The organism is Actinoplanes sp. GCM10030250 (assembly GCF_042666575.1).
In the GTDB taxonomy this organism is placed as follows: Bacteria; Actinomycetota; Actinomycetes; order Mycobacteriales; family Micromonosporaceae; genus Actinoplanes.
This window is the reverse complement of the sequence record NZ_JBHTDO010000012.1, coordinates 1-25,811: the sequence shown is the minus strand read 5'-3', so window position 1 is coordinate 25,811 and position 25,811 is coordinate 1. Positions and strand designations below refer to the sequence as shown.

Sequence of the window (25,811 nt, the reverse complement as noted above, 5' to 3'; positions counted from 1 at the left end):
ATGGCTCGTCAGCAGGATGTTCAGATCAAGACACCGGAGCAGATCGAGCTGATGCGTGCCGCCGGCCTGGTGGTGGCGGCCGCACTCGACGCGATGCGGGACGCGGTCGCGCCCGGTGTGTCGACGGGTGACCTGGACGCGATCGCCGAGAAGGTGATCCGCGGTGCCGGGGCGGTCCCGTCGTTCAAGGGCTATCACGGCTTCCCGGCCTCGATCTGCGCCTCGGTGAACGAGCAGGTCGTGCACGGCATCCCGAGTACGGAGCAGATCCTGCGCGAGGGTGACCTGATCTCGCTGGACTGCGGCGCGATCCTGGAGGGCTGGCACGGCGACTCGGCGATCACCGTCGGCGTCGGCGAGACCGATCCCGCCCTGCTGAGGATGGCGGAGGTCGCGGAGGACGCGATGTGGGCCGGCATCGCCGCGGCGGCGCGGGGTGTCGCCAACGGCCGGGGCCGGCTGACGGACATCTCGTTCAACATCGAGAAGGTGATCCGCAAGGCCGGCCGGTACGGGATCGTGGACGGCTACGGCGGCCACGGCATCGGTACCGAGATGCACCAGGACCCGCACGTGCTCAACCACGGCAAGCCCGGGCGCGGCATCCGTGTGGTACCCGGCATGGCTCTGGCCATCGAGCCGATGATCACCATGGGCTCACCGCGGACCGTGGAGCTCGACGACGGCTGGACCGTGGTGACGCGGGACAACTCCCGTGCCGCGCACGTCGAGCACACCATGGCGCTGTTGGCGGACGGGGTCTGGGTGACGACCGCCCACGACGGCGGCCGGGCCCGTCTCGGCGATCTGGTGACCGCTCGCCAGGCATAGCCGAGGTGGTCTTCGGCTGCCATGCTGTGACGCATGGTGCACGAGGGGATGCGGGCCGGTGACGCCGATCGGCAGAGGGTCGCGGATCAGCTGAAGACAGCGCTGGACGAGGGCCGGCTGGATCTGGGCGAGTATGACGAGCGTCTCCAGAGGACCTACGCGGCGAAGACGTTCAAGGACCTGGACGGCCTGCTCGACGATCTGCCCGGCACTGTCCCGGTGCGCAAGTCACAGGTCGAGCCGCACCACGCGGCTCCGGTGCACCACGGTGCGCCGTCCGGGCACGAGGACGGTGGCCGGAGCAAGGGGCTGGGCGGCATGGTCGGTGTCTTCCTGGTCTGCACGCTGGTCTGGGCGATGACAAGTCTCTCGTCGGGCCACGTGCAGTATTTCTGGCCGGGCTGGGTGCTGATCCCCGTGGTCCTCGCGCTCGTGGCGCATCTGGGAGACCGGAACAAGCGCCGCCACTGAGACGATATCGTCAGGTATGTCCGGCACAGACACGCCCGACTCCGGGGTACGGAACCCTCGGTTTGGTGTCCCTGTGGTGGGCGCGTAGACTGGCTTGCTGGCGCACAGCGTCCACTCTTTCATGTCCTCAGCGCTTCGAGGACGAGGGAGCCGCGGCTGGTCCGAGCTGAAATTTCCGGCTCGGGTAAGACGTTGTGAACGCCTGCCCACGAACCCGATGTCAGGTAGCGGAGGACATGCCCAAAAAAGACGGAGCCATCGAGATTGAAGGCCGAGTGATCGAGCCCCTGCCGAACGCAATGTTCCGCGTTGAGCTCGCCAATGGTCACAAGGTCCTGGCACACATCTCTGGGAAGATGCGCCAGCACTACATCCGCATCCTTCCCGAGGACAGGGTCGTCGTCGAGCTTTCGCCGTACGACCTGACCCGTGGGCGCATCGTCTACCGCTACAAGTGAACTGTTCTCAACGTGGCAAGGGCCTGCGGCCCGGCGCCGGGTTGAGGGCGGTGCATCAACGGGTCTCGCGGGTCTCTCCACATCCCGTCCTGACTGAGAGTTAAGGCAAACCGTGAAGGTCAAGCCGAGCGTCAAGCGGATCTGCAACAACTGCCGGGTCATCCGGCGGCACGGCCGGGTCATGGTCATCTGCAGCACCGACCCGCGCCACAAGCAGCGCCAGGGCTGATACAGCCGCAACGCAGGATCCGCACCACAGCACAAGCTCGTCCCAGCCGCGTCGCCGCCCGTGAACATGGGTGGCAGGCGGCCAACCCCCGGTCGGAGGCCGGGGCCCGCCCGGGCAGGCGGGGTGGGTCGGGCACAGACCTCCGTGAGACACCTGAGGAGTACGCCCACTTATGGCTCGACTCGTCGGCGTGGATCTCCCCCGCGAAAAGCGGATGGAGATCGCGCTCACCTACGTCTTCGGCATCGGTCGTACCCGTGCCGTCGAGGCACTGACTGCTACCGCGATTGACCTGAACAAGCGCGCCAAGGACCTCAGTGAAGAGGAGCTGGTTCAGCTCCGGAACTACATCGAGGCCAACTTCAAGGTTGAGGGCGACCTGCGCCGCGAGGTCGCCGCGGACATCCGCCGCAAGGTTGAGATCGGCTGCTACGCCGGCATCCGCCACCGCAAGGGCCTGCCCGTGCGTGGACAGCGGACCCGGACCAACGCTCGTACCCGCAAGGGTCCGAAGCGCACGGTCGCCGGTAAGAAGAAGCCCGGTCGGAAGTAATAGGAGCGCACTGACTAATGCCACCGAAGGCACGCGCTGGAGCCGCTGTAAAGAAGGTTCGGCGCAAGGAACGCAAGAACGTCGCCCACGGGCAGGCGCACATCAAGAGCACCTTCAACAACACCATCGTGTCGATCACCGACCCGACCGGTGCTGTCATCTCCTGGGCCTCGTCCGGCCAGGTGGGCTTCAAGGGCTCCCGCAAGTCGACCCCGTTCGCCGCGCAGCTCGCTGCCGAGGCGGCCGCCCGTCGTGCCATGGAGCACGGCATGCGCAAGGTCGACGTGTTCGTCAAGGGACCCGGCTCCGGCCGGGAGACCGCGATCCGCTCGCTGCAGGCCGCCGGCCTCGAGGTCGGACAGATTTCCGACGTCACGCCGCAGCCGCACAACGGTTGCCGGCCGCCGAAGCGTCGCCGGGTCTGAGGGAGAACTAGACATGGCTCGTTACACCGGACCGGACTGCAAGCGGTGCCGCCGCGAAAAGATGAAGCTGTTCCTCAAGGGCAGCAAGTGCGACGGGCCGAAGTGCCCGTTCGAGTCGCGTCCCTTCCCGCCCGGCCAGCACGGCCGCGGCCGGACCAAGGAGACCGAGTACCTGCTCCAGCACCGCGAGAAGCAGAAGGCCCGCCGCGCGTACGGCGTGCTCGAGAAGCAGTTCCGCGGTTACTACGAAGAGGCTGTCACCAAGCCCGGCAAGACCGGTGAGGTGCTGCTGCAGATCCTCGAGACCCGTCTCGACAACGTCGTCTACCGGGCCGGCTACGCGCCGTCCCGCGACGCCGCCCGGCAGCTGGTCAAGCACGGCCACTTCCTGGTCAACGGTGTCAAGGTCGACATCCCGTCGTACCGGGTGAAGGAGCACGACATCGTCACGGTCCGCGAGAAGTCGAAGGAAATGACTCCCTTCGTCATCGCGCAGGCCCAGGCGGGCTCCCGGCCGGTTCCGGCGTGGCTGGAGCCGATCCCGAGCGAGATGAAGATCCTGATCCACACGCTCCCGGCTCGCGCTGTCATCGACACGCAGGTCCAGGAGCAGCTGATCGTCGAGCTCTACTCGAAGTAAGTGCTTGGGAAAGTGCCGGCCTTCGGGCCGGCACTTTTCGAAAGGCAGACAGACGGCCATCAAATAGCGGGTGGCCTGACAGAAAGAAGAACAGCGTGCTCATCAGCCAGCGGCCGACCCTCTCGGAGGAGTCGCTCAGCGAGACCCGCTCCAGGTTCACCATCGAGCCTCTGGAGCCGGGCTTCGGCTACACCCTCGGTAACTCCCTGCGCCGGACCCTGCTCTCGTCCATCCCGGGCGCGGCGGTCACCAGCATCAAGATCGACGGCGTGCTGCACGAGTTCACCACGATCCCCGGTGTCAAGGAGGACGTGGTCGAGCTCGTCATGAACGTCAAGGAGCTCACCGTCAGCTCCGAGCACGACGAGCCGGTCAGCATGTACCTGCGCAAGCAGGGGCCGGGCGACGTGACCGCCGGCGACATCCAGCCCCCGGCCGGTGTCTCCGTGCACAACCCCGACCTGAAGCTGGCGACGCTGAACAGCAAGGGCCGGCTCGACATGGAGCTGACCGTCGAGCGTGGCCGTGGCTACGTCACGGCGGCGCAGAACAAGAGCGCCGGCGCTGAGATCGGCCGCATCCCGGTCGACTCCATCTACTCGCCAGTTCTCAAGGTCACCTACCGCGTCGAGGCGACCCGTGTCGAGCAGCGGACCGACTTCGACCGCCTGATCATCGACGTCGAGTCGAAGGCGTCGATCTCCCCGCGGACCGCGCTGGCCTCGGCCGGCTCGACCCTCGTGGAGCTGTTCGGCCTGTGCCGTGAGCTCGACGAGACCGCCGAGGGCATCGACATCGGCCCGTCGCCCCAGGACGCGCAGCTCGCTGCCGACCTGGCCCTTCCGATTGAGGAGCTGGACCTCACCGTCCGGTCGTACAACTGCCTCAAGCGTGAAGGCATCAATAGCGTGGGCGAGTTGATAGGGCGTACGGAGGCTGACCTTCTGGACATCCGGAACTTCGGCCAGAAGTCGATCGACGAGGTCAAGATGAAGCTCGCCGGAATGGGCCTGGGCCTGAAGGACAGCGCGCCGTCCTTCGACCCCGCGCACGTGGTCGACTCGTTCGGCGACGTGGACTACGACACCGACGACTACCGCGAGACCGAGCAGCTCTAAAGCTCGGCTGCGCCATTTCCTCAAGGAGCATCTGAAATGCCCACGCCCACCAAGGGTGCCCGCCTCGGCGGTAGCCCGGCACACGAGAAGCTCATCCTGGCCAACCTGGCCACCGAGCTCTTCCGGCACGGGAAGATCAAGACCACCGAGTCGAAGGCCAAGCGGCTGCGCCCGCTGGCTGAGCAGCTCGTCACGAAGGCCAAGCGCGGCGACCTGCACGCCCGTCGTCGCGTCCTGACCGTCGTGAAGGACAAGGACGTCGTGTACGCCCTGTTCGAGCAGATCGCTCCGCGGTACAGCAACCGTCCCGGTGGCTACACCCGGATCACCAAGATCGGCCCGCGTAAGGGTGACGCCGCTCCGATGGCGGTCATCGAGCTGGTCGAGGAGCTCCAGGTCGCGGCCACCACCGGCCCGTCGAAGGAGTCCCGCAAGGCCGCCGCGCAGCAGGCCAAGGTCGAGGCGCTCGCGCCCGAGGAGGAGGCGCCGAAGACGGCCGCCGCCGACAAGGACGCGGAGCAGGTCGCCGACCAGGCAGCCGACCAGGACGCTGAGGCTCCGGTCAACGCGTCCGGCGACAAGGGCGCCGAAGGCCCCGGCTCTCAGGCCGAGGGCGACGACGTCAAGGCCTGATCTTCAGGTAGCAAAGACCCGGCACCCTTTCTGGGTGCCGGGTCTTTTCCGTTCAAGAACAACCATTTTGTACGCGAGGAGCGCTCCGCCGTATGCCGGATTCCATTCGTCTCCGACTGGACGTGTCGTATGACGGCGCCGATTTCTCGGGCTGGGCCGCGCAACCCGCACGGCGGACGGTCGCCGGCGTCCTCACCGAGGCGTTCGGGCGCCTGGTCGGTGCGGAGACTCCGCTCGGTCTGACCGTCGCCGGGCGTACCGATGCCGGGGTGCACGCCACCGGTCAGGTCTGCCATGTCGACCTGCCGGTGGAGGACTGGGAGCGGCTGGCGGACTCGCTGTTGCGGCGGCTGGCCGCGCTGATGCCGCCGGACGCACGGGTCCGATCGGTCACCCCGGTACCGGCCGACTTCGACGCACGGTTCTCCGCGACCTTCCGCCGGTACGAGTACCGCGTCTCGGACGACCCCTGGGGCCCGGAGCCGTTGCGCCGCCACGACACCCTCGGCTGGTTGCGGCGCCTCGACCTGGACCGGCTCAACGCCGCCGCTGCCGGGCTGGTCGGCGAGCACGACTTCGCCGCCTTCTGCAAGCGCAAGGAGCACGCCACCACGATCCGGGCGATCACCCGGCTCCAGTGGCGGCGTGACGCGGACCGGATCTGCGTGGCGACCGTGCAGGCGGACGCGTTCTGCCAGGCCATGGTCCGCAGCCTGGTCGGCGCGATGCTCACGGTCGGCGACGGGCGCCGCGAGCCGGACTGGCCGGCCCGCCTGCTGACCCTGCGCGAGCGTTCCAGCGAGGTGACCGTGGCACCCGCGCACGGCCTCACGCTGATCGCCGTCGGCTATCCCGAGCAGACTGAGTACGCCGCCCGAGCCGAAGCCACCCGCCGCCTCCGCGCGTAACACCGGCTGGTCCCCGGTGCTGTGTCAGGTGCGTTGAGACGGCACTGGGAGCCAGCCGTGGGTGGGGTCAGGTTGCTCGGCGGGGGAGGACGGTCTCGGCGAGGTGGACGTCGACCAGGTCGTGGGTGATCTGCTGGACACGGGGGTCGTCGGCGGGCAGGAGTTCGCCGTTCGGGCCGGTGATCACGCAGTACATCAGGTAGTGGCCACGGGTGCGCCAGACGATCGGCGTGCCCGGTCCGGGCTCCTCGCCACTCATCCCGGAGAACCCGCCGTCAGCCGTCACGACCTGCTCGCGGATCTGGGTGCCGAGGGCCGTGGCGGCCGCGGTGTCCGGCAGGTTCAGCACTCCGGCGGTGATGCGGTAGTCGGCGTACGGCACGGTCAGAGCGGCACGAACTGCTTGCGTGCACCCGTACCGCTGCAGTGTGGAGCGCAACGTGCCGGTGACCGCGACCGTGCAGTCGGCCGTGAGGCCGGTTTTGCCCAGCGCGTAGGACGCGGAGCCGGCGGGAAAGACCTCGGTCTCCGACAACGGCGCCGGATCAACGGCGCGCGATGCGAGGAGACGGTCGATCTCCGCGGTGGTGTGGCCCGCGGACGTGGTGGGGTGACGTTCGTCGGCGACGATGAGGACGGCCAGCATCACGAAGATGCCGGCGACGATGAGGGCGGCCAGGCCGCGGGTGAGCAGGTGGGCGGTCTGGTGCGGGTTCCGCCGGACGTGCCGGTGCGGCCGGGTCCGGACCCCTGGGTGGTAGCGATGCTGACCGATGGGACCCGGGTGCCTCACCAGCAGGGCGAGGCTACCGGCCGGGATGGCGCGGTGGGCGGAGCGCGTTGGGGTGGCGTACCGCATGGACCCCAAGCTAGGCGCGCACGCTGATCTATGAACGCACAGCTTGTCCGCCACCCCGCCGGGTGACCCGTAACCTGGCGGCGGGAGACTTGGCGGGTGAGCGCCGACCACTACTTCACCGCCGAGCCCGAAGCGCCGTTCCGGCGGGGCGAGATCGAGTTCAGCGTCGCCGGCCGAAACTACCGGCTGGCTGTCGCCTCCGGGGTGTTCTCGGCCGGGCGGCTGGACTCCGGCACCGCCGTACTGCTGCGCAAGGCCGGCCTTCCCGGTCCCGCCACCGAAGGCACCCTGCTGGACCTCGGCTGCGGCTACGGTCCGATCGCGTGCGTCCTCGCCAGCGAGGCACCCGCGACGACCGTCTACGCCGTCGACGTGAACTCGCGGGCCCGGGAGCTGACCGCGGAGAACGCGGCGAAACTCGAGCTGGGCGACCGGATCCGGGTCGCCGCGCCGGACGAGGTGCCCGGCGACGTGACGTTCGCGCAGATCTGGAGCAACCCGCCGACCCACGTCGGCAAGGCGGAGCTGCACGCCATCATGGAGCGCTGGCTGCCCCGCCTGGCGCCCGGCGGCACCGCCTGGCTGGTGATCAACCGCAACCTCGGTGGTGACTCGCTGCACAGCTGGCTCGTCGGGAACGGCTGGACGGTCGAGCGGGTGGCCAGCCAGAAGGGCTTCCGGGTGCTCCGGGTCACCGGAAATTCGGCTGACTAGTCGCGCGCCCACGAGGGAGGATGCCGGGCATGGGTTACGTGGATGTCGCCGGTGCCGGGTTCGTGCTTCCGGACGGGCGTGAGCTTTTCGCCGACGTGTCGTTCCGGATCGGCGAAGGGGCGAAGGTGGCTCTCGTCGGGCCGAACGGTGCCGGCAAGACCACGCTGATGCGGATGGTGGCCGGGGACATCCCGACACAGTCCGGCACCATCGCGCGGGCCGGCGGGCTGGGCGTGATGCGCCAGTTCATCGGCATGATCGGCGATGACCGTACCCTCGAAGATCTTGCATTGTCGTTGGTGACCCCCGCCCTCAGCGCGGCCGGTGAACGGTTGCGGCGCGCGGCCGAGGCCCTCGACGAGACCGAGAAGAGCCAGATCGCCTACGCGAACGCGCTCGCACACTGGGGCGAGACCGGCGGTTACGAGGCGGAGGTGCTCTTCGACACGGTGGCCGTGGCGATCCTCGGCAAGCCGTGGGAGGAGACCAAGAGCCGCGTCGTGCGGACGCTCTCCGGTGGTGAGCAGAAACGGTTCGCCCTGGACCTGCTGCTGCGCGGCACCGACGAGGTGCTGCTGCTCGACGAGCCGGACAACTTTCTCGACGTGCCCGCCAAACGCTGGCTGGAGCAGCGCATGCGGGAGTCGCAGAAATCGGTGCTCTACGTCTCGCACGACCGGGAGTTGCTGGCGCAGACCGCGGACCGGGTGGTCGCGGTGGAGGGCGGCAGCGCCTGGACGCATCCGGGCGGATTCGCCTCCTGGCACGAGGCCCGGCTGCACCGGCACGACCGCATGGAGGAGAACCGGCGCCGCTGGGACGAGGAGCACGAGAAGCTCAAGGAACTGGTCTTCACGCTGAAGAACAAGGCCGCCTACAACGACGGGCTGGCCTCGCGCTATCAGGCCGCGCAGACGCGGTTGCGCAAGTTCGAGGAGGCGGGGCCGCCGCCGCTGCCGCCGAAGGAGCAGTCGCTGCGGATGAACCTGCGGGGCGGGCGTACCGGCAAGCGGGCGGTGATCTGCGAGGGCGTCGAACTGGAGAACCTGACTTTCCCCTTCGACCTGGAGATCTGGTACGGCGATCGGGTGGCAGTCCTCGGCGCGAACGGCACCGGCAAGTCGCACTTCCTGCGGCTGCTCGCCGCCGGCGGCAGTGAGCCCGACCTGGAGCACAAACCGGTCGACGGTGCGCCGCTGTCGCACGTCGCTCACGAGGGCCGCGCCAGGCTCGGCGCCCGGGTCCGCCCCGGGCACTTCTCGCAGACCCACGACCGGCCTGAGCTGCTGCAGAAGACGCTCGTCGAGATTCTGTGGCGAGGTGACGAGCACCGGTCCGGAATGGACCGTGCGGGTGCGATGAAGGCCCTCAACCGGTACGAACTGGCCGCACAGGGTGATCAGCGGTTCGGGACCCTCTCGGGTGGACAGCAGGCTCGGTTCCTGGTGCTGCTGCTGGAACTCTCGGGGGCTACCGTGCTGCTGCTCGACGAGCCCACGGACAACCTGGACCTGGCGTCGGCGGAGGCTCTGGAGGAGGGGTTGAAGGCGTTCGACGGCACGGTGATAGCGGTCACCCACGACCGGTGGTTCACGCGTTCCTTCGATCGCTTCGTGCTGTTCAGGAGCGACGGCGAGGTGGTCGAGGTGCCGGAGCCGGTCTGGGACGTCCGCTAGTTTTCTCGTCACGGACCGGTTATGGTCCGGTTACAAACAACCCCACGGGAGTCCGGGCAACGGGCTGAGAGGGGGGCTGACGCCGCCCCCGACCGTCGAACCTGATCCGGGTAATGCCGGCGCAGGGAGGAGTGTCGATGTTTCCTCGCATCCACGTCATCACCGATTCCATCGATGTCGTTCGTGGTGTGGCAGGGCTCCCCGACGTGGCGGTCCAGATTCGGGTCAAGAGCACCGACGCTTCGGCCTATGCGCTGACTGTGGAGGCGGTTGCGCTCTGCCGGCCGGCCGGGACGATGGTGCTGGTCAACGACCGAGTTGGCGTGGCGCTGGCGGCCGGAGCGGACGGCGTGCACGTGGGCGCGGACGATCTGCCGGTCTCGGCCGTTCGCCGGGTACTGGGTCCGGATGCGGTCGTGGGCGCCACCTGTCGTACCCCCGCGGCAGCCCGCGCGGCGGTGGCCGATGGGGCGAGCTATCTCGGTGTCGGGCCGGCTTTCGAGACGTCCACCAAGGACGGGTTGCCGCCGCCGCTCGGACCGGCAGCGATCGCGGCTGTCGCCGAGGCGGTTCCGGGTACGCCGGTCCTGGCGATCGGCGGTATCACCGCGGAACGGGTGCCGCTGCTCGCGGTGCACGGTGTTGCGGCGGTCTCCGCCTTCGTGGGGGATCCGAAGGGGGCGGTTGCGGAGTTCTCGGCGGTCCTGCGATGAGCCGCGTCGCTGTTGTCGGCGGCGGGATCATCGGGCTTGCGATCGCGGCGGAGTTGCTGCGGCGCGGGGCGGATGTGACCGTCTACGACCCGTCGCCGGACGGTACGGATGGTGCCTGGCACGTCGCGGCCGGGATGCTGGCGCCCGGAGGGGAGTCGGCCTTCGAATATCCGCACCTCATCCGGCTGCTGGAGGCGTCGAACGAGCTGTGGCCGGCGTTCGCCGACGGGCTCGGTGACGTCGGCTACGACGATGCCGGGACGCTCGGTGTGGCTCTGACCGCGGATGATGTCGCGGAATCGGCCCGGGAGTGGAAGCACCAGAAACTGACCCCGCTGACCGGAAGCCAGCTGCGTGATCGGGAGCCGGCGCTGTCACCCCGGATTCGGGCGGGTGTCTTCGCGCCGGCTGAGCGGCAGGTCGATCCGCGGAAGGTGGTCGCGGCGCTGCGGATCCGCCTCGCCGGGCGGGTTCTGACGCGGCGCGTCACCGACCTGTCCGAACTGGACGAGGAGCGGTGCGTGGTCGCGGCGGGCTGCGGCACGGCGGCGCTCACCGGGCTGCCGGTCCGGCCGGTGAAAGGCCAGATGGTGCGCCTGCGCGGAGAGCCCGGCGTGCTGCGGCACGTGATCGACGGTACGGCCGACGGGCGGCACGTCTACCTCGTTCCGCGCGCTGACGGTGAGGTGGTCGTCGGAGCCACCCAGGAGGAACGGACCGACCGGGCGCTCACCGCCGGTGGCGTGCACGACCTGCTCCGGGCCGCGCTCGATCTCGTACCGGGGCTCGCCGAGCACGAGATCACCGAGTTCACCGTGGGGCATCGGCCCGGAACGCCGGACAACGCGCCGCTGCTCGGACATCTCGACGACAGCCGCAAGACGGTGGTAGCGGCCGGCCATCACCGCAACGGCGTGCTGCTGGCGCCGATCACGGCCCGGCTCATCGCCGATCTGGTTCTGACCGGATCGGCCGACCCCCTGCTGGAATCCTTCGAACCCGGGAGGTTCGGATGCGCCTGACGGTCAACGGGAAGCCGCGTAGTCGGCCCGACATCTGCTCGGTTGCGGCGCTGGTCGCCGAGATCACCTCGGCGAACCGCGGTGTGGCGGTCGCTGTCAACGGGACGGTCGTGCCGCGATCGACGTGGTCCGCGGTCGACCTGGCCGACGGCGACAAGGTCGAGGTGCTCACCGCCGCACAGGGAGGATGATCATGTTTCTACCGGAGAACGGGCTGATCCTCGGCACCGGTGGTGCGAACAGCCTCTCCGCACTCGAAGACGCCATCCGGGCCTCGGAGACGACGCTGGTCACGGTGGCGCTGCGCCGGGTCGAGGCGGCCGGGCCGGGACTGCTGCCGATGCTGGACCGCCTCGGCGTACAGGTGCTGCCGAACACCGCGGGCTGCTACACGGCCGGTGACGCGGTCAAGGCGGCGCAGATGGCGCGGGAGGCGTTCGAGACCGAACTGATCAAGCTCGAGGTGATCGGGGACGAGCGGACCCTGCTGCCGGACGGCGTGGAGTTGCTGCGGGCCGCGGAGATCCTTGTCGCGGATGGTTTCACGGTTCTGCCGTACACCAGTGATGATCCGATTCTGGCCCGCCGTCTCGCGGACGCCGGATGTGCCGCGGTGATGCCGGCCGGTTCGCCGATCGGTTCCGGTCTCGGGATCTCCAACCCGCACCACATCGAACTGATCCGGCAGAGCGTCGACGTGCCGGTGGTCCTGGACGCCGGAATCGGGACGGCCTCGGACGCGGCGCTCGCCATGGAACTGGGCTGCGACGCGGTGCTGATCGCCAGCGCGATCACCCGGGCCGAGGATCCGGCGGCGATGGCAGCGGCGATGCGGCACGCGGTCCGGGCCGGTCGTCTGGCCAGGGCCGCCGGGCGCATTCCGCGCCGTTTCCACGCGGTCGCGTCCACCGCCGACGAGGGGATTCCGGTGTGGTGACGCCGGGCGGGCTCGTTGTGCTCACCGATCGGAGATCCGCCGCCGGGCCGCTCGTCGAGGTGGTCCGGGCGGCGGTCCGCGGCGGCGCCGGGTGGGTCGTTCTGCGGGAGAAGGATCTGGGGTACGCCGAACGCGCGACCCTCGCCCGGATACTCCGGCCGGTGGTACCGCCGGGGCGGTTGATCGTGGCGGGGCCGGATCCGCTCGGCGGCTCGGCGGTGCACCTCGCGGGGACGGACCCGAGGCCCGCGTCGGTCGCGCTGGTGGGGCGCTCGTGGCACGGATCCGAGGACCTGTCCGGTGTGGACTATGTGACGGTGTCGCCGGTCTATCCGACCTCGTCGAAGCCGGGGTACGGGCCGGCGCTCGGGGTCACGGGTGCCGCTGAGATGCGGGCACCGGTGCCGTGGCTGGCGCTCGGTGGGATCGACTCGGGTGCGCGGGCGGGGGAGTGCGCCGCGGGCGGGGCAGCGGGAATCGCGGTGATGGGTGCGGTGATGCGGTCCCCTGATCCCGAGCGGACAGCCCGTGAGTTGTCCGCTGCCTTCACGGCCGCCCGCCCAGCTGGCTTCCAGGGCTGTGTCGCGGCGTCCGAGACGGCTCCCACGGCCAGCCGGGTTGGGGTGGCTGGCTTCCAGCGCGGTGTCGCGCGGGTTGAGGCAGCACCCACGGCCAGCCGGGTTGGGGGGACGGGGTGACGCCTCGGGTGGTGTTGACGATTGCGGGGTCGGATTCGGGTGGGGGCGCCGGGATTCAGGCGGATCTGAAGACGTTCGCGGCGCTGGGTGCGTTCGGGACTTCGGTGATCACGGCGGTCACGGCGCAGAACACGCTGGGTGTGACGGCGATCCATCCGGTGCCGGCCGAGAACGTGGCGGCGCAGCTGGACGCGGTGCTCGCCGACCTGCCGGTGGCGGCGGTGAAGGTCGGGATGGTGTCCGATCCGGCGGTGGCGAAGGTGATCGCCTCACGGGCCGGGGACCTGCCGAACCTTGTCGTGGACCCGGTTCTGGTTGCCACAGCGGGTAGCAGGCTCGGTGAAGTATCGGTAGTCAGCGCGCTTTGCTCGTACCCCTGCGTTCTGACACCGAACCGGCACGAAGCCGGCGCCCTCCTCGGCAGGCCCGTCGAGACGGCCGAGGAAATGATCGTGGCGGCGGGCGAGCTTGCGGAGCTCGGGCCGCGCGCGGTGGTGGTGACCGGAAGTGATCTGGCGCTGGACGTCCTGCACTTTGCCGGTGAGACGGTGCTGCTGCGCGGCGAGCCGGTGTCCACGGTGAACAACCACGGGTCCGGGTGCACGTTCTCGTCGGCGATCGCGGTGCGGCTGGCCGAGGGTGACTCGGTGCCGGCGGCGGTGGTGGCGGCGAAGGAGTACGTGCGGCGCGGGTTGCTCGGTGGCAGCGCATGGCGGCTGGGGAACGGGCCTGGGCCGCTGGATCACTTCGGCTGGTCCGTCTAGGAGTCCCGGTGGCGCGGCATCGTGTGTCCTCGCTGCCGTTCGATGCCGGGTTTATCACTATATGGGAGGTATGGATCGTGCGACGTAAGGTCTATGTGGAGGGTGTTCCGTTCACCGAAGTGGTGCTGAGCGGCGGCCACGCGCCGGTGCGGCTCTATGACACGTCCGGTCCCGGCAGCGATCCGGAGGTGGGGCTGCCGCCGCTGCGGAAACCGTGGCGAACCGGGCGTACCCAATTGGCCTCCGCCCGGGCCGGAATCGTCACGCCGGAGATGGAGTTCGTCGCGGTGCGCGAGGGTGTCTCGTCGTCGCTGGTCAGGGACGAGATCGCGGCGGGGCGCGCGGTGCTGCCGGCCAACGTCAACCATCCCGAGTCCGAGCCGATGATCATCGGGTCCCGGTTCCTGGTGAAGGTCAACGCGAACATCGGCACCTCGGCGGTGACCTCGTCGGTCGCCGAGGAGGTGGAAAAACTGACGTGGGCCACACGGTGGGGCGCCGACACCGTGATGGATCTCTCGACCGGGCCGCGAATTCACGAGACAAGAGAGGCGATCGTACGGAACTCGCCCGTGCCGATCGGGACAGTTCCCATCTATCAGGCCCTCGAAAAGGTCAACGGGGACCCGCTTCGCCTGTCTTGGGAACTGTTCCGGGAGACCGTTATTGAACAGGCCGAGCAGGGCGTGGACTACATGACCATCCACGCGGGGGTGCTGCTGGAGCACGTACCACTGGCGGCGGCACGGGTGACCGGAATCGTGTCCCGCGGTGGGGCGATCATGGCGGCCTGGTGTCTCGCGGAGCACCGGCAGAACTTCCTCTACACGCACTTCCGGGAACTGTGCGAGATCTTCCGGGAGTACGACATCACGTTCTCGCTCGGGGACGGGCTGCGCCCGGGATCGATCGCCGACGCCAACGACGAGGCCCAGTTCGCCGAGTTGCGGACGCTGGGGGAGCTGACGCACATCGCATGGGAGTACGACGTGCAGGTCATGGTCGAGGGGCCCGGCCACGTACCCATGCACAAGATCAAGGAGAACGTGGATCTGCAGGTTGAGCTGTGCGGCGGGGCGCCGTTCTACACGCTGGGGCCGCTGGCTACCGACATCGCGCCCGCGTACGACCACATCACGTCGGCGATCGGGGCGGCGATGATCGGATGGTTCGGTACGGCGATGCTCTGCTACGTGACACCCAAGGAGCACCTGGGTCTTCCGAACAAGGAGGATGTCAAGGCGGGGATGATCGCGTACAAGATCGCGGCGCATGCGGCTGACGTGGCCAAAGGGCATCCCGGGGCGCAGGAGTGGGACGACGCGCTGTCGCGGGCGCGATTCGACTTCCGGTGGGAGGACCAGTTCGAGCTGGCACTGGATCCCGATACGGCGCGGGCCTATCACGATGAGACGTTGCCCGCGGCGCCGGCGAAGACCGCGCATTTCTGCTCGATGTGCGGGCCGAAGTTCTGCTCGATGAAGATCAGCCACGAGCTGCGGGCGGCGGGGATGAAGGCGAAGTCGTCCGAGTTCGTGGAGGCTGGTGGACGGGTCTATCTGCCGGTTACGCCTGCTTGAGGTTGTTGTCAGCGGTTGTGGGGTGGGCGCTTCGAGGGCGGTAGGAAGTCGTAGATCGACTCTCGGGGGTCGTCGGTTGGTCCGGGCTCGGGTTCGGGTTTCGGTTCGGGCTCGGGTTCGGCCCTTGATTCGGGTTCGGGTTGGGGTTCGGCGGCCTCTGCCTTCGGGGCGTCGTTGTGGGGCTGGGGTGTTTCGGCTCTGAGGGCCTCGTTGCGTTCGGCCAGGTCCTGCAGGGCTTGACGTTCGGATTCCAGGATTGCGGTCAGGGCGGCTTCATTGCGGAAGGGCGTGGGTTCGGGGGCGGGCTCAGGGATTGGCTTGCGGGGGCTGGGTTTGCGGGCAGTGCGCTTCTTAGGGGCTTTTACCGGCGGCTGTTGCGGGAGGGTGATGGCTTCCGCCGGCTCGGTGGAAGGCTCGGCCGGGTCGGGTTGGGCTCGGTGTCTGCCTTCGCCTTCCGTGCGAGTGTCTTCGCCTTCGGGAGCCGACTTGGGTCTGGGGCGGCGGGCTCGCTTGGCGGGAGTTCTTGCGGGGGTGGCTTTAGCGGGCTCGGGCTGCTTCTCCGAATCCGGCTTCTCCGACTGGTCAGCCTCAGCCTCAGCCTCGGCCCTGGCTGGCTGTGGCTCGGCTGGTTGTGGCTCGGCTGGTTGTGGCTCGGCCTTGTCAGCCTCGTCCGGCTGCGGATCGGCCGTCTTGGCGTCCGTCTCGGTTGGCTGAGGGTCGGCGCTTTCCGCATCAGTCGGCTGAGGGTTGGTGCCTTCGGCCTCGGTCGGTTGCGGGGCGGCTTCGTCGGCCGGAGCGGTTTCGGGCTCGGTCGGTGCGGCTGGTTGTTGGTCCGCTTCGTCGGCTGGGGCTGTCTTGGACTCCGCAGGCTCGGCAGGCTCGGCAGGCTCAGCCGGCTCAGCCGGCTCGGTCGGCTCGGCTGGCTCGGGTTGAGTCGGCGCGGCGGGTAGGGCGGCGGCGGGGGCCGGGCCTGAGACGGGAGTGGCTTTCCGGGCGCGGGGACTCTTCGCGGGAGTGGGCGGGGCGGGCTCGGCGGGGAGCGGCTGGGCTTCGGGTTCAGGTGTTTCGGAGAGGATCCGATACCGGTAGGTGATCCCCTCATCCCGAACTATGAAGTCGTCGGAGCCGTCGGGCCGGGTCCAGGTCAGGATCATCTGGCCGTAGCGTTCCGCGAGCTTCACCAGCGCGGGAAAAGTGTCCACGAGGACCACCGGTTTGCCCGGGGGACTGGCCATCGGCTCGATCGGAACGATCAGGTGGGGATAGCGGCGCTCGATCTGAGCTCGGGTGCGCAGGGGGACGTGGCGCATGGCCATCATCGCGATCAAAACGGCGCCGACGATCGCAATGAGCAGCAGGTAGACGGCATAGCGGCGAGCATCCGCGGCCGTGAGAACGTCGTAGCCGAAGGCACCGATCTGCCGGTCTTGGATCGAACTGCCGGCGCCCGCACTGGACCGATCGACGACCAGGGTCTCCGGGCCGCTCGCCAGGGTGAGTTGGAGCGGCGCAAGGTTGAGCGCGAGCTTCGGTTCGAAGGTCGTACCGTCGTTGTGCTGAACCGGGACGGTGATGGCGATCGTGATCGCGCCCATGTCGGCACCGATCGCCTTGCCGGCTTCCGTGGCACGCTGCTCCAGCGCACTCAGGTCAAGGAGAACAGTGTCGGTGTAACGGCCGGCGGTGAAGGGTTTCTCCTGTGACAGCTGAAGGGTGCCGTGCCAGCCGTTCTGGGCGGAAAGCCGGGCGTTGACCGCGACGCGGCCTGGCTTGCCCGTGTAATCCATGCGCAGTTTCACGACGCTGGCGAGCTTGCGAAAGATCGGGTCGGGAGAGTTGACCGTGGTGCCGTCGTACGCGGCGGATCGGGGGACGTCGGCGGTGTAGGAGAAGGTCATCGACTCGCCGGCCATGCCCGCGCCCGTGATGATTTCCGTGGCTGGCTTCATCCATCCGAGTACACCCGCGGTGACTCCGAGGACACCGCAGAGCGCGGTCATGACGGCTAGCGCACGAAGCGCTGGATGCAGGCGGCTGACCGCTTTGAACACGGCCGCCGCAGTCGCCAAGGAGCCGCCTCCGCCAGACATGCCCTTCACTTTCTTCTTCCGGCGACCGCGCGGGATGTCGCGCCGGGTCCTGACCGCCGTCGCGCCCCCGCTGATGATCAGGAAGCCGATCATCCCGAGGCCGGTTGGGCTGAGCATCGGCTTCAGCCAGGTGCCACCGTTCGGTATGTGCAGAACGGCCTGGCCGATTATCTGATCTGCCGTAGGCCTCTCGGCATCGGGGGATGGATTGTTGTCTCCTTTGAAGAGGAAACCCCTGGTCGCGTCGCCGCCGATGATGCGATGCAGAACCTCGACGCGTCCACCTGCCCCATGGTAAGCGGCGATCTGACCCGTTTGATAGGAATCGGACTTGACGAGGACGACCAGATCGTTGGCATGATATTGCGGTTGCATGCTGACGCCATGAGTGACCACATATCCGACCTGGTCCGTGTTCACGGCCCACGCGCCGATGGCCGCCATCGCGAGGATGGCGGCCATGGTCAGGCGTCTAACATGCGGCTGTATAGCGACTCCGTCAGACAGGTCTGCCTGAGATCTGAGGGCTGACTTCGCAGCTCAGCCTAGGGTGACTAGACGTCGCCGTTCGTGACTTCAACCTTGAGGGCCGTGATGGCCGTCCACTCGTCGGTCGCGTCCGAGCAGTTCCACACGCCACCGGATCCCGAGTAGAGGCACGGTACGGCGTTGCCGATGAGGGCGTCGGATCCAGTGCTGGTACCGGCGGTGACGGTGACAGTCACGGTGCCGGAGACGATCGGAGCGGTACCGGTGACGGACTTGACCGTCACCTGGATCTCCTCGTACTGGCCCGGCGTGGCGGTGGAGTTGGTGATCGTTACGTTGTCGAGCGTCGCTCCGTCGACAGCGACGCTGCCCGAGATACCACCCGAGATGGCGTTGGTCGCACCGGCACCGCGCAGCAGGCCGGGGGCAGTGAAGGCGGTGGCGCCGGTGGCCACGACACCGGCGACAGCGACGCCAGCCAGAAGCTGCATGATGTTACGCATATTAGGATCTCCCCTTGGTCGGTAGCCCAGCCGGCCCGGTGGGCCCTGTGGCTTTGCGTCCCCGGCTTGCGCCGGGTTTGCGTTTTACGGCCTGAGCGGATGCTCGATTTCGTTCTGCGCTTGCGCCAGGTTGTTCGGCGGAAGCGGGGGGTGGCTAAGGCTTAGGGGGAGAGTTTTCTGCTGTTTCCGCACCTGAGGCCGTGGGGGGTGCTATCGGGTTGCGGAGAGGGCTGGGAAATCGGGCAGACGTCAACGCAGCGGCCGTCAGGAGACGACCGCTGCGGGCGTACGCAAGAAGTGTTTTAGAGCTTGTAGAAGGTCACGTAGTGATCCGGGGTGAAATACGCGGCCCGGGTGCTGCGGTTGACGACGATCCGGTACGCGTCGCGGGCGGCGCCGCGGTTGCGGGAGTAGACGTCGTATTCGCCGTAGGTGGCTGAGGGCAGCTGTCCCTCGCGGTTGTAGAAGCGGCCGCCGGTGTAGTTGTAGTTGCCGTAGGGCCACGAGTACCAGCCGGCGGTGGTCGGCCAGCCCAGCGACGCCCAGCCGGTGAAGGCGGTTCGTGCGGCTGAGCAGCGGCTGATGGTGCAGGAGTTGTAGACGGCCGCCTGTGCCGCGTCGGTGTGTGTTGGCGCCACCACGGCGGGGGCGACGAGCGCTGTTCCGGAGAGGGCTAGGACCAGGGCTAGGCCGGAGAGGAGCCGGCCGATGCGGGACATCATGCTGATCTGACTCCGATGCCGTCGGGGAAGAGACCGGGACATCGACAATCGTCAACGTTTTGCGGGCTTCGCGGTACCTCTCGGTCCGGTCATTCCATTGGCGTTCAGCGAGTTTTCAGGCGCTGCCCAGGCCGTTCACCCAGTTGACGTATTCGGACTCCTTCACGCCCGGGGGCGGCGGGGAGATCGAGTCGGGGACGAGCGGTGCGCGCTGGGCGGGCTGCGTGGGCTGGGCCGTGGTGAAGCCGTTGAACGACGGCGTGTGGGCGGGCGGGTTGTCGTTGGCGGGGCGGCGGGTGCGCCAGCCGCGGCGGGCGCTGGGTGCCGGGTTGGGTTGCGGGGCCTGCTGGCCGGAGAAGCGGGGTTCGGGCGTTCCGGGAACGTGAGGGGCGGGCGCCCGCGAGACGTGGGGAGCGGGCTTGGCCGTACCGGAGAAAGAGGGTGACGTGGCCGCGTTGGCCGGGGTGTTGTTGGCCAGGTCCGCCAGCGGATGCGGGCGGTCGGCCGTCAGCACGCCGGTGTCGGAGGGGCGCAGCTGTGCTTCCGGGCGCTGGGCGGCGGTGGCCGCGGCCACCGCGATCGCCGACTGGTTCGGTGCGTTGCGCTGGGGCAGCGGCGGGTGGTCGGCGGCGGGCTCGGGTGACGTGCTCGACGGGGTGCCGCCGGGCTGGTCCGATGCCTCGGCGGGTGTGGTCGCGGGGGCGCCGCGCCCGATCGCGGCCAGGACGGAGCCGAGGACGCCGGCGCCGCTGGCGATCATCGCTGCCCAGTACGGGCTCAGGGTGAAACCGGTCGCGCCGCCGCCGGGACCGGCGATCAGGTAGGCGACGGTGAGCACCGCGGGGCCGGTGAGGCCGGTGAGGGCCACGGCGATGGTGGATTTCCGGCGGCCGCGGGCGACCCAGCCGAGCACCAGGCCGGCGAGCAGGGCGAGGACCGGCATGGTGACGAACGGCGTCCGCTCGGCGATCGCGTCCGGGATGAGGCTGCCTTCCAGGACGCCGAGGCGCGGCGCGGTGGGGGTGCGGCCGGGCAGCAGTGACGGTGCGACGGAGACCAGGCCGACGACCCAGATCAGGATGGTCAGGGTGGCCAGGTTCCAGCGGGCCACCGCCTTGGCCGCGACGGCCCAGGCGGCGAAGACGCCCACCGCCGCGGCGAGGCCGGCACACACGCCGATGACGAACACCGGCCGTACGCCGTCGATCTGCGCGGCTCGTGCGGGCTGCATGGTGAGCGGGAGGACGGCGAGCGCCCCGAAGCTCGCGGCGATGCCCATCGCGAGCGCCCCGCCGATGCCCACCGGCTGGGGCCGCCAGCGGGGCCGGATGCCGGTGCCGACGATGGTGCCGATGGCCGCGGCGGTCATCGTGATCCAGGCGACCCAGGCCAGCTGAGCGGTCCATTGATCACGCAGCGTCACGTCGAGGTTCAGATCGAGACGCACCATACCGAGCCCGTAGGCGATGCCGAGTTGGCCGGCTCCGACCACCGCTGCCGCCAAGGCGGTCGTGGCCAACAGCTTCACCCAGCTCCGAAATGCCATGCCGGGCACGTTACGGAATGTTCCGCGCGACGCGCCAGTCCGGTACTCGCTTCTTAAGGCAGCCTAAAGTCACGATCTTCAAACATCGATTAACGTCGTTTAAATTCGGCCACGCAGGGTGACTTCTGGTTGACGTACTGGAATTTGCCAGCACGACCGTCCGGAGTGGACACTGCACGACACGGACAGGTGGTCCGTCGCCTCTCGTCAATCTTTGCGAACGTGAGACGCAGTCGAAAATCGAGGCCGCGGGACAGATTTCCCACATAGTGGTTGGAATGGCGAAGGTGTTCGGTGACGGTGTCGTTACGGATGGTTGCGTGTGACGTATTCGTGCACGTCAACGCCGGGAACGCGACCAAGATCAGCCTCCGCGCGCGCTTATCACCAGGACGGCCAAGCGTTTTCCGGGAGGATCCAGGCTTCCCAAAGGGTCCGGCGTTCTGATGAAATCGCCGCCGTGCCGAAAACGGCGCGGGCCCTGCTGCGGGCATCGGACGGGGCCGGACCGCAGCCTCTGACGGGCCTCCTGCTCCGACGTCCGATCGGGGCGGGGACGATCGCTAAGGAGATGTCGTGAGCACGGGATCCTCGGCCCTGGCTGCGCGACGTGGGGGCTTCCCGCGCCTGCGGGACGCGGGGCTTCGGTCCAAGCTCGCCGCGCTGCTCGTTCTGCCGCTGGCCGCGGTGCTGGCGCTCGCGACCGTACGGCTCGTCGACGTCAGCGACCGTGCCAGCGACGCGGCCCGGGTGGCCTACCTCGCCGAACTGGGCATCGACCTCTCCAGCCTGACCCGCCTGCTGCACGACGAGCGGATGGCCGCCATCACCTACCTGGCCGTGCCGGCAACGGCGGCGACCGGGTTCCGTGAGGCCGTCAAGGCAGTCGACGCGCAGGTCGACATCTTCCGCGCCAACCGCTCCGGGCTGACCGAGGTCCCGGGCCGGGTGAACGACCGGCTGAACCTGATCGACGAGCAGCTCAAGACCCTGGACGGAGCCCGTGAGGGTGTCAACGAGCGGGAGGCCGACGTCGCCGACGTCGCCCGGCGCTACAGCGACGCCCTTTCCGGGCTCACCGGATACGAGGCCGCGGTCAGCCAGGTCACCGAGCCCGGCGCCGCCGCCGACAACCTGAAGGCACTGGCCTTCTACACCAAGGCCGCGGCCGCCGCGGCCGACCAGGCGGCAGTGACCTATGTGGCCCGGTTGACCAACGACTTCAACGCGGACCGGCGGAACGCCCTCGCCGGCGCCCGGGCCATCCGTACCGACGCTCTCAACGACTTCCGGGCCGTCGCCGGCCGTCAGCAGGTCGCCCTGGTCGACTCGGTCATCGAGAACGAGGCGCTTGCCGTCGCCGACAACCTCGCGACCAGGTTGACCGGCCCGTCCGCCGCCACGCCGTTCGAGATCAGCGAAGCCTTCACCGACGTGACCGAGCTGTTCCGCGGTGCCGAGCGGCAGCTCGAGGGCTACGTGGTGACCGTCGCCGAGGACGAGAGCGAGTCCAGTTCCCAGCGCGCGACGATCGAGTTCATCGTGGTGCTGCTGGTCCTGATCGCGGCCATCGCCATCGCCTTCTACCTCGGCCGCGCGCTGCACCTCTCGGTCCGCCGCCTGCGGGAGGGCGCCCTGGCGGTGGCCAACCGTGACCTGCCCGATGCGGTGCACCGCCTGCAGGATGCCGACAACCTGGGCGAGGGCGGCGTCGACCGGATTCTCGAGCAGACCCGGGACCCGATCCGGGTCACCGAGAGCGACGAGTTCGGCCAGGTCGCCGAGGCGTTCAACATGGTGCACCGGGAGGCCATCCGGGTCGCCGCCGAACAGGCGGCGCTGCGGACCAGCGTCTCGGCGATGTTCCTCAGCCTGGCCCGGCGCAGCCAGGCGCTCGTCGACCGGATGATCGGCGAGCTCGACCAGATCGAGCGGCTGGAGGAGGACCCGAAGCGGCTGGCCCGCCTCTTCGAACTCGACCACCTCGCCACCCGCATGCGCCGCAACGACGAGAACCTGCTGGTGCTGGCGGGCGCCGACGTGGGTGCGCCGCGCCGCGAGGACGCGCTGCTGATCGACGCGCTGCGCGCCGCGCAGTCCGAGGTCGAGCTTTACCACCGGATCGAGTTCGGCTCACTGGACACCGACATCCTGATCGGTGCGGCCGCCGTCAACGACGTCGTACGCCTGATCGCCGAACTGCTCGACAACGCCACCCGCTTCTCCCCGCCGAACACCGTGGTGGTGGCGCACGGCGGGCGTACCGGGGATCACGCCGTGGTGCAGGTCGAGGACCGTGGTCTCGGCATCTCCGCCGAGCAGATGGAGCAGATCAACCGGCGGCTCGCCGAACCGACCGAGGTCAACGTCTCGGTCTTCCGGCTGATGGGCTTCGCGGTGATCGGGCGACTCGCCGCCCGGCACGGCATCGGCGTCGAGCTGCGACCCGGCTATGACGGCGGCACCATCGCCGAGGTCAGCCTCCCCTCCGACATCGTGGTGATGCCCGGGGTGCCCTCCGCGCCGGTACGAGCGGCCAGCTGGACCCGTCCCGGCCCGCCGCCCCAACTGACCGCCGGGCCGCCACCGCAGATGGCCGCCGGCCCGCCGCCCCATCTGAGTGCCGGACCGCCGCCGCAGCTGACTGCCGGGCCGCCCCGCATCCCCGAGCCACGGGCACCGATGCGGTCCGCCGCGGAGCCCTCCTTCCGCCCGCCGGTGATGCCGGTGCTCCCGGTGGTGCCGCAACCGTCCGATTTGGATCTGGCGCCCACCCCCGACCGGCCGCCGCTGCCCAGCCGCAGCCCGCAGCCGGCCGACGCCACCGGCCCGGCGATCCCCACCTCGCCCGCGAGGCCAAACTCTCCCGCCGTGCCGCCCGCCAGGCCCGTCTCGCCCGCGATGCCCGCCAGGCCCGTCTCGCCCGCGATGCCCGCGATGCCTGTCGCGCCGCCGATTCCGTTCGGGGCCGAGCCCGCCGGAGTCAGCGCACCGGGATGGGGAGCCGCGATGGCAGCGCTTCCGCCGCTGCCCGAGACCACGCCGATGCACCAGCCGATCCAGGTGGAGATGCAGCACAGCTGGTTCGCCGGCGGCGAGGACGTGGCCGGCCAGCGGGGCATGCCGACCGCTGGTTACGCGCCTCCGCCCGACACCGACCAGGTGCGTCAGGTGTCCGCGATGCCGGCACCGCAGACGAGTGCGCCGCCGGTCAGCGCCCCTCCGGTCAGTGCTCCTCCCGTCAGTGCTCCTCCCGTCAGTGCCCCCCCGGTGAGCGCACCGCCGGCCAGGTCGAACGGCAATGGCGCCGACATTCCCCGGCAGCCGCGCTCCGCCGAGGACCGCTGGCGCACGGCGGCCGACGAGGGCTGGCACCGGGCGATGGTCGCGGCCGTACCTCAGGACGCCGGCAGCACCCGGTCCGGGCTACCGAAGAGGATCCCGCAGGCGCAACTCGTACCCGGAGGGGTGCAAAACGCGCCGCGGGCGCAGAACCGTCGCAGTCCCGATGAGGTTCGCGGGCTACTTTCCGCGTATCACAGGGGAGTGCAACGAGGGCGGACGGACGGCGTTGCCGAATCCGGCGCCCCGGCCACACGGGTTCCTAAGGAGAACGAACAGTGACCAGGCCCCCCACCATGCATGACATGGGCTGGCTGCTCAGCAACTTCGCCGACAGCGTCGCCGGTATCGCACACGTCGTCGCGGTCTCGGCGGACGGCATCTTGCTGGCCTCGTCCCGCGATCTTCCAACCGACCGGGCCGAACAGCTGGCCGCCATCACCTGTGGGGTGGTCAGTCTCACTGACGGCGCGTCGCGAATGTTCAGTGCCGGTGAGGTGCAACAGACCATCATCGAAATGGAGAGCGGCTATCTTTTCCTGATGACCATCAGCGATGGCTCCTCGATGGCGGTGCTGGCGGCTCGCAGTTGCGACGTCGGCCAGGTCGGCTACGAGATGGCCCTGCTGGTGGAACGCGTCGGCGCCGCACTGTCGCCGGCGCCACGCGAGGCCGTCAGCCACTAGACGCCGGGGGTGCCACCCTTGGTGGAGACGAGGTGACCGCGACATGACAGAGCCGCACGATCCCCGGGGCAACCTGGTGCGGCCGTACGCGGTCACCCGCGGCCGGACCGAACCGATCAGGGACATCCCGATCGAGGCGGTCCTGATCGCCAGCCCGGAAGCCGTGCAAGAGGCGCGGTTCGCCGGACACGACAAGTACCGCCTCGCCGTGCTGTGTGAGCCGAAAGCACAATCGCTCGCCGAACTCGCGGCGCTCACCCGGATGCCACTGGGGGTTACCCGGGTGCTCGTCGCCGACATGGTCGCCGACGGGCTGCTACAGCTGCACAGTGCCGCTCCCAAGACTGGGTTCGTGGAGCGGATGGATCTGCTGGGAAGGGTGTTGAGTGGACTTCGAAAGCTCTGAACGGGCGGGGACGCGATCGGGGACGCATCCCACGGAGATCACCTCCGCGAAGATCGTCGTGGCGGGCGGTTTCGGCGTGGGCAAGACGACCCTCGTCGGTGCGGTCTCCGAGATCGAACCGCTGACCACCGAAGCGGTGATGACAGTGGCCGGTGCCGGCATCGACGACGCGTCGAAGGTGCCAGGCAAGGGCAGCACCACGGTGGCGATGGACTTCGGCCGCATCACCATGGCCGAGGATCTCATCCTCTATCTGTTCGGCACGCCAGGCCAGACACGGTTCTGGTTCATGTGGGACGAGCTCATCCGGGGCGCGGTCGGTGCGGCGGTACTCGTCGACACCCGGCGGCTCACCGACGCGTTCGCTCCGCTGGACTACTTCGAGAACCGGCACCTGCCGTACCTCGTCGCGGTCAACTGCTTCGACAACGCGCCGCGTTACGAACCGGAGGAGGTCCGTGAGGCCCTCGCCATCCCACAGCGTGTGCCGCTGATGATGTGCGACGCGCGGCACCGTGAGTCGGTCAAGGCGGTGCTGATCGGCGTGGTCGAGCACGCGATGGCCACCCTGGTCGCCGAACACGAGCAGGGCCACCCAGCAACGGTGGGCTGAATCGCGCGTCCGGCCGGCGCGGAAGGCCAACTTCAAGGTCAAGAGCTTGATGTCGACGTTCAAGGTCAAGAGCTTGATGTCGTGGCGGGGTGGTGCGTACGGACCGCTGCTCATTGGTGGAGCCTTGTTGTTGCCCGGCCCGTAGGGTCGGGTGGCATCTGGGCCGTCGGGTCACCGCCCACCGT

At 69.0% G+C, this 25,811-nt stretch carries 28 protein-coding genes and 2 riboswitches; of the genes, 23 read left to right on the top strand and 5 right to left on the bottom strand.

Annotated features, from left to right (window positions below; all coding sequences use genetic code 11):
* The 10 genes from map (at position 1) to truA (ending at position 6,266) form a co-directional block, all read left to right on the top strand.
* On the top strand, positions 1-831 hold the full coding sequence (gene map, locus ACFQV6_RS17345; RefSeq protein ID WP_378028522.1) for a type I methionyl aminopeptidase: 831 nt from the start codon (positions 1-3) through the stop codon (positions 829-831).
* A gap of 33 nt (positions 832-864) precedes the next feature.
* A complete protein-coding gene (locus tag ACFQV6_RS17340; RefSeq protein WP_378028521.1) occupies positions 865-1,302 on the top strand; it encodes a DUF1707 domain-containing protein in 438 nt (145 codons plus the stop codon).
* A 236-nt stretch (positions 1,303-1,538) separates the two neighbouring features.
* A complete protein-coding gene (gene infA, locus ACFQV6_RS17335) occupies positions 1,539-1,760 on the top strand; it encodes a translation initiation factor IF-1 (protein ID WP_007073013.1) in 222 nt (73 codons plus the stop codon).
* Positions 1,761-1,872: 112 nt separating this feature from the next.
* Positions 1,873-1,989 carry a 50S ribosomal protein L36 gene (rpmJ, locus tag ACFQV6_RS17330; protein ID WP_014440745.1) on the top strand — a complete coding sequence of 39 codons (117 nt, stop codon included), beginning with the start codon at positions 1,873-1,875 and terminating at the stop codon, positions 1,987-1,989.
* Positions 1,990-2,161: 172 nt separating this feature from the next.
* On the top strand, positions 2,162-2,542 hold the full coding sequence (gene rpsM / locus ACFQV6_RS17325) for a 30S ribosomal protein S13 (RefSeq protein ID WP_378028520.1): 381 nt from the start codon (positions 2,162-2,164) through the stop codon (positions 2,540-2,542).
* A 17-nt stretch (positions 2,543-2,559) separates the two neighbouring features.
* Positions 2,560-2,967, top strand: a complete 408-nt coding sequence (rpsK, locus tag ACFQV6_RS17320) for a 30S ribosomal protein S11 (RefSeq protein ID WP_014440747.1) — start codon at positions 2,560-2,562, stop codon at positions 2,965-2,967.
* A 13-nt stretch (positions 2,968-2,980) separates the two neighbouring features.
* Positions 2,981-3,607: a 30S ribosomal protein S4 gene (gene rpsD / locus ACFQV6_RS17315; protein ID WP_378028519.1), complete on the top strand. Its 627-nt coding sequence runs from the start codon at positions 2,981-2,983 to the stop codon at positions 3,605-3,607.
* Positions 3,608-3,702: 95 nt separating this feature from the next.
* Positions 3,703-4,725: a DNA-directed RNA polymerase subunit alpha gene (locus ACFQV6_RS17310; protein ID WP_014440749.1), complete on the top strand. Its 1,023-nt coding sequence runs from the start codon at positions 3,703-3,705 to the stop codon at positions 4,723-4,725.
* Between the two features lie 36 nt (positions 4,726-4,761).
* On the top strand, positions 4,762-5,358 hold the full coding sequence (gene rplQ, locus ACFQV6_RS17305) for a 50S ribosomal protein L17 (RefSeq protein ID WP_378028518.1): 597 nt from the start codon (positions 4,762-4,764) through the stop codon (positions 5,356-5,358).
* 92 nt (positions 5,359-5,450) lie between these two features.
* On the top strand, positions 5,451-6,266 hold the full coding sequence (gene truA, locus ACFQV6_RS17300) for a tRNA pseudouridine(38-40) synthase TruA (protein ID WP_378028517.1): 816 nt from the start codon (positions 5,451-5,453) through the stop codon (positions 6,264-6,266).
* 67 nt (positions 6,267-6,333) lie between these two features.
* On the opposite strand, the gene ACFQV6_RS17295 is transcribed toward truA, so the two are convergent.
* On the bottom strand, positions 6,334-7,125 hold the full coding sequence (locus ACFQV6_RS17295) for a hypothetical protein (RefSeq protein ID WP_378028516.1): 792 nt from the start codon (positions 7,123-7,125) through the stop codon (positions 6,334-6,336).
* A 96-nt stretch (positions 7,126-7,221) separates the two neighbouring features.
* On the opposite strand from ACFQV6_RS17295, the gene ACFQV6_RS17290 reads away from it, so the two are divergent.
* From ACFQV6_RS17290 to thiC, 9 genes are all read left to right on the top strand, one after another.
* Positions 7,222-7,839, top strand: coding sequence for a class I SAM-dependent methyltransferase (locus tag ACFQV6_RS17290; protein ID WP_378028515.1), 618 nt, complete (start codon positions 7,222-7,224; stop codon positions 7,837-7,839).
* 29 nt (positions 7,840-7,868) lie between these two features.
* Positions 7,869-9,515, top strand: coding sequence for an ABC-F family ATP-binding cassette domain-containing protein (locus tag ACFQV6_RS17285; protein ID WP_378028514.1), 1,647 nt, complete (start codon positions 7,869-7,871; stop codon positions 9,513-9,515).
* A gap of 34 nt (positions 9,516-9,549) precedes the next feature.
* A riboswitch (TPP riboswitch) is annotated at positions 9,550-9,660 on the top strand.
* Positions 9,647-10,228, top strand: a complete 582-nt coding sequence (locus tag ACFQV6_RS17280) for a thiamine phosphate synthase (RefSeq protein WP_378028513.1) — start codon at positions 9,647-9,649, stop codon at positions 10,226-10,228. Its footprint overlaps the riboswitch before it by 14 nt.
* The gene (gene thiO, locus ACFQV6_RS17275) at positions 10,225-11,250 is read left to right on the top strand and encodes a glycine oxidase ThiO (protein ID WP_378028512.1); all 1,026 of its coding nucleotides are present in this window, start codon (positions 10,225-10,227) and stop codon (positions 11,248-11,250) included. Before ACFQV6_RS17280 ends, thiO begins: the two co-directional genes overlap by 4 nt.
* On the top strand, positions 11,241-11,441 hold the full coding sequence (gene thiS, locus ACFQV6_RS17270) for a sulfur carrier protein ThiS (protein WP_378028511.1): 201 nt from the start codon (positions 11,241-11,243) through the stop codon (positions 11,439-11,441). Before thiO ends, thiS begins: the two co-directional genes overlap by 10 nt.
* Complete coding sequence (locus ACFQV6_RS17265) at positions 11,438-12,187, top strand: thiazole synthase (RefSeq protein WP_378028510.1); 750 nt, start codon at positions 11,438-11,440, stop codon at positions 12,185-12,187. The genes thiS and ACFQV6_RS17265 overlap by 4 nt, the downstream gene beginning before the upstream one ends.
* Entirely contained in the window at positions 12,181-12,885 is a 705-nt protein-coding gene (locus tag ACFQV6_RS17260; RefSeq protein ID WP_378028509.1) for a thiamine phosphate synthase, read from the top strand. Before ACFQV6_RS17265 ends, ACFQV6_RS17260 begins: the two co-directional genes overlap by 7 nt.
* Positions 12,882-13,649: a bifunctional hydroxymethylpyrimidine kinase/phosphomethylpyrimidine kinase gene (gene thiD / locus ACFQV6_RS17255; RefSeq protein WP_378028508.1), complete on the top strand. Its 768-nt coding sequence runs from the start codon at positions 12,882-12,884 to the stop codon at positions 13,647-13,649. Before ACFQV6_RS17260 ends, thiD begins: the two co-directional genes overlap by 4 nt.
* Positions 13,650-13,726: 77 nt before the next feature.
* On the top strand, positions 13,727-15,229 hold the full coding sequence (thiC, locus tag ACFQV6_RS17250; protein WP_378028683.1) for a phosphomethylpyrimidine synthase ThiC: 1,503 nt from the start codon (positions 13,727-13,729) through the stop codon (positions 15,227-15,229).
* A gap of 8 nt (positions 15,230-15,237) precedes the next feature.
* On the opposite strand, the gene ACFQV6_RS17245 is transcribed toward thiC, so the two are convergent.
* The 4 genes from ACFQV6_RS17245 to ACFQV6_RS17230 all read right to left on the bottom strand — a co-directional run bounded on the left by ACFQV6_RS17245 (position 15,238) and on the right by ACFQV6_RS17230 (position 20,579).
* Positions 15,238-17,781, bottom strand: coding sequence for a hypothetical protein (locus ACFQV6_RS17245; protein ID WP_378028507.1), 2,544 nt, complete (start codon positions 17,779-17,781; stop codon positions 15,238-15,240).
* Positions 17,782-17,873: 92 nt separating this feature from the next.
* Complete coding sequence (locus tag ACFQV6_RS17240; protein WP_378028506.1) at positions 17,874-18,299, bottom strand: hypothetical protein; 426 nt, start codon at positions 18,297-18,299, stop codon at positions 17,874-17,876.
* Positions 18,300-18,328: 29 nt separating this feature from the next.
* A riboswitch (cyclic di-GMP riboswitch) is annotated at positions 18,329-18,403 on the bottom strand.
* Positions 18,404-18,613: 210 nt separating this feature from the next.
* Positions 18,614-19,033, bottom strand: coding sequence for a ribonuclease domain-containing protein (locus ACFQV6_RS17235; RefSeq protein ID WP_378028505.1), 420 nt, complete (start codon positions 19,031-19,033; stop codon positions 18,614-18,616).
* A 115-nt stretch (positions 19,034-19,148) separates the two neighbouring features.
* Positions 19,149-20,579, bottom strand: coding sequence for a hypothetical protein (locus ACFQV6_RS17230; protein ID WP_378028504.1), 1,431 nt, complete (start codon positions 20,577-20,579; stop codon positions 19,149-19,151).
* Between the two features lie 576 nt (positions 20,580-21,155).
* On the opposite strand from ACFQV6_RS17230, the gene ACFQV6_RS17225 reads away from it, so the two are divergent.
* Genes ACFQV6_RS17225 through ACFQV6_RS17210 form a run of 4 tightly spaced genes read left to right on the top strand, consistent with a single transcriptional unit; the run spans position 21,156 to position 25,626 of the window.
* Entirely contained in the window at positions 21,156-24,203 is a 3,048-nt protein-coding gene (locus ACFQV6_RS17225) for a nitrate- and nitrite sensing domain-containing protein (protein WP_378028503.1), read from the top strand.
* Positions 24,200-24,607: a roadblock/LC7 domain-containing protein gene (locus ACFQV6_RS17220; RefSeq protein ID WP_378028502.1), complete on the top strand. Its 408-nt coding sequence runs from the start codon at positions 24,200-24,202 to the stop codon at positions 24,605-24,607. Before ACFQV6_RS17225 ends, ACFQV6_RS17220 begins: the two co-directional genes overlap by 4 nt.
* Positions 24,608-24,650: 43 nt before the next feature.
* On the top strand, positions 24,651-25,013 hold the full coding sequence (locus tag ACFQV6_RS17215) for a DUF742 domain-containing protein (protein WP_378028501.1): 363 nt from the start codon (positions 24,651-24,653) through the stop codon (positions 25,011-25,013).
* Positions 24,994-25,626, top strand: a complete 633-nt coding sequence (locus tag ACFQV6_RS17210; RefSeq protein WP_378028500.1) for an ATP/GTP-binding protein — start codon at positions 24,994-24,996, stop codon at positions 25,624-25,626. The genes ACFQV6_RS17215 and ACFQV6_RS17210 overlap by 20 nt, the downstream gene beginning before the upstream one ends.
* Positions 25,627-25,811: the final 185 nt, after the last annotated feature.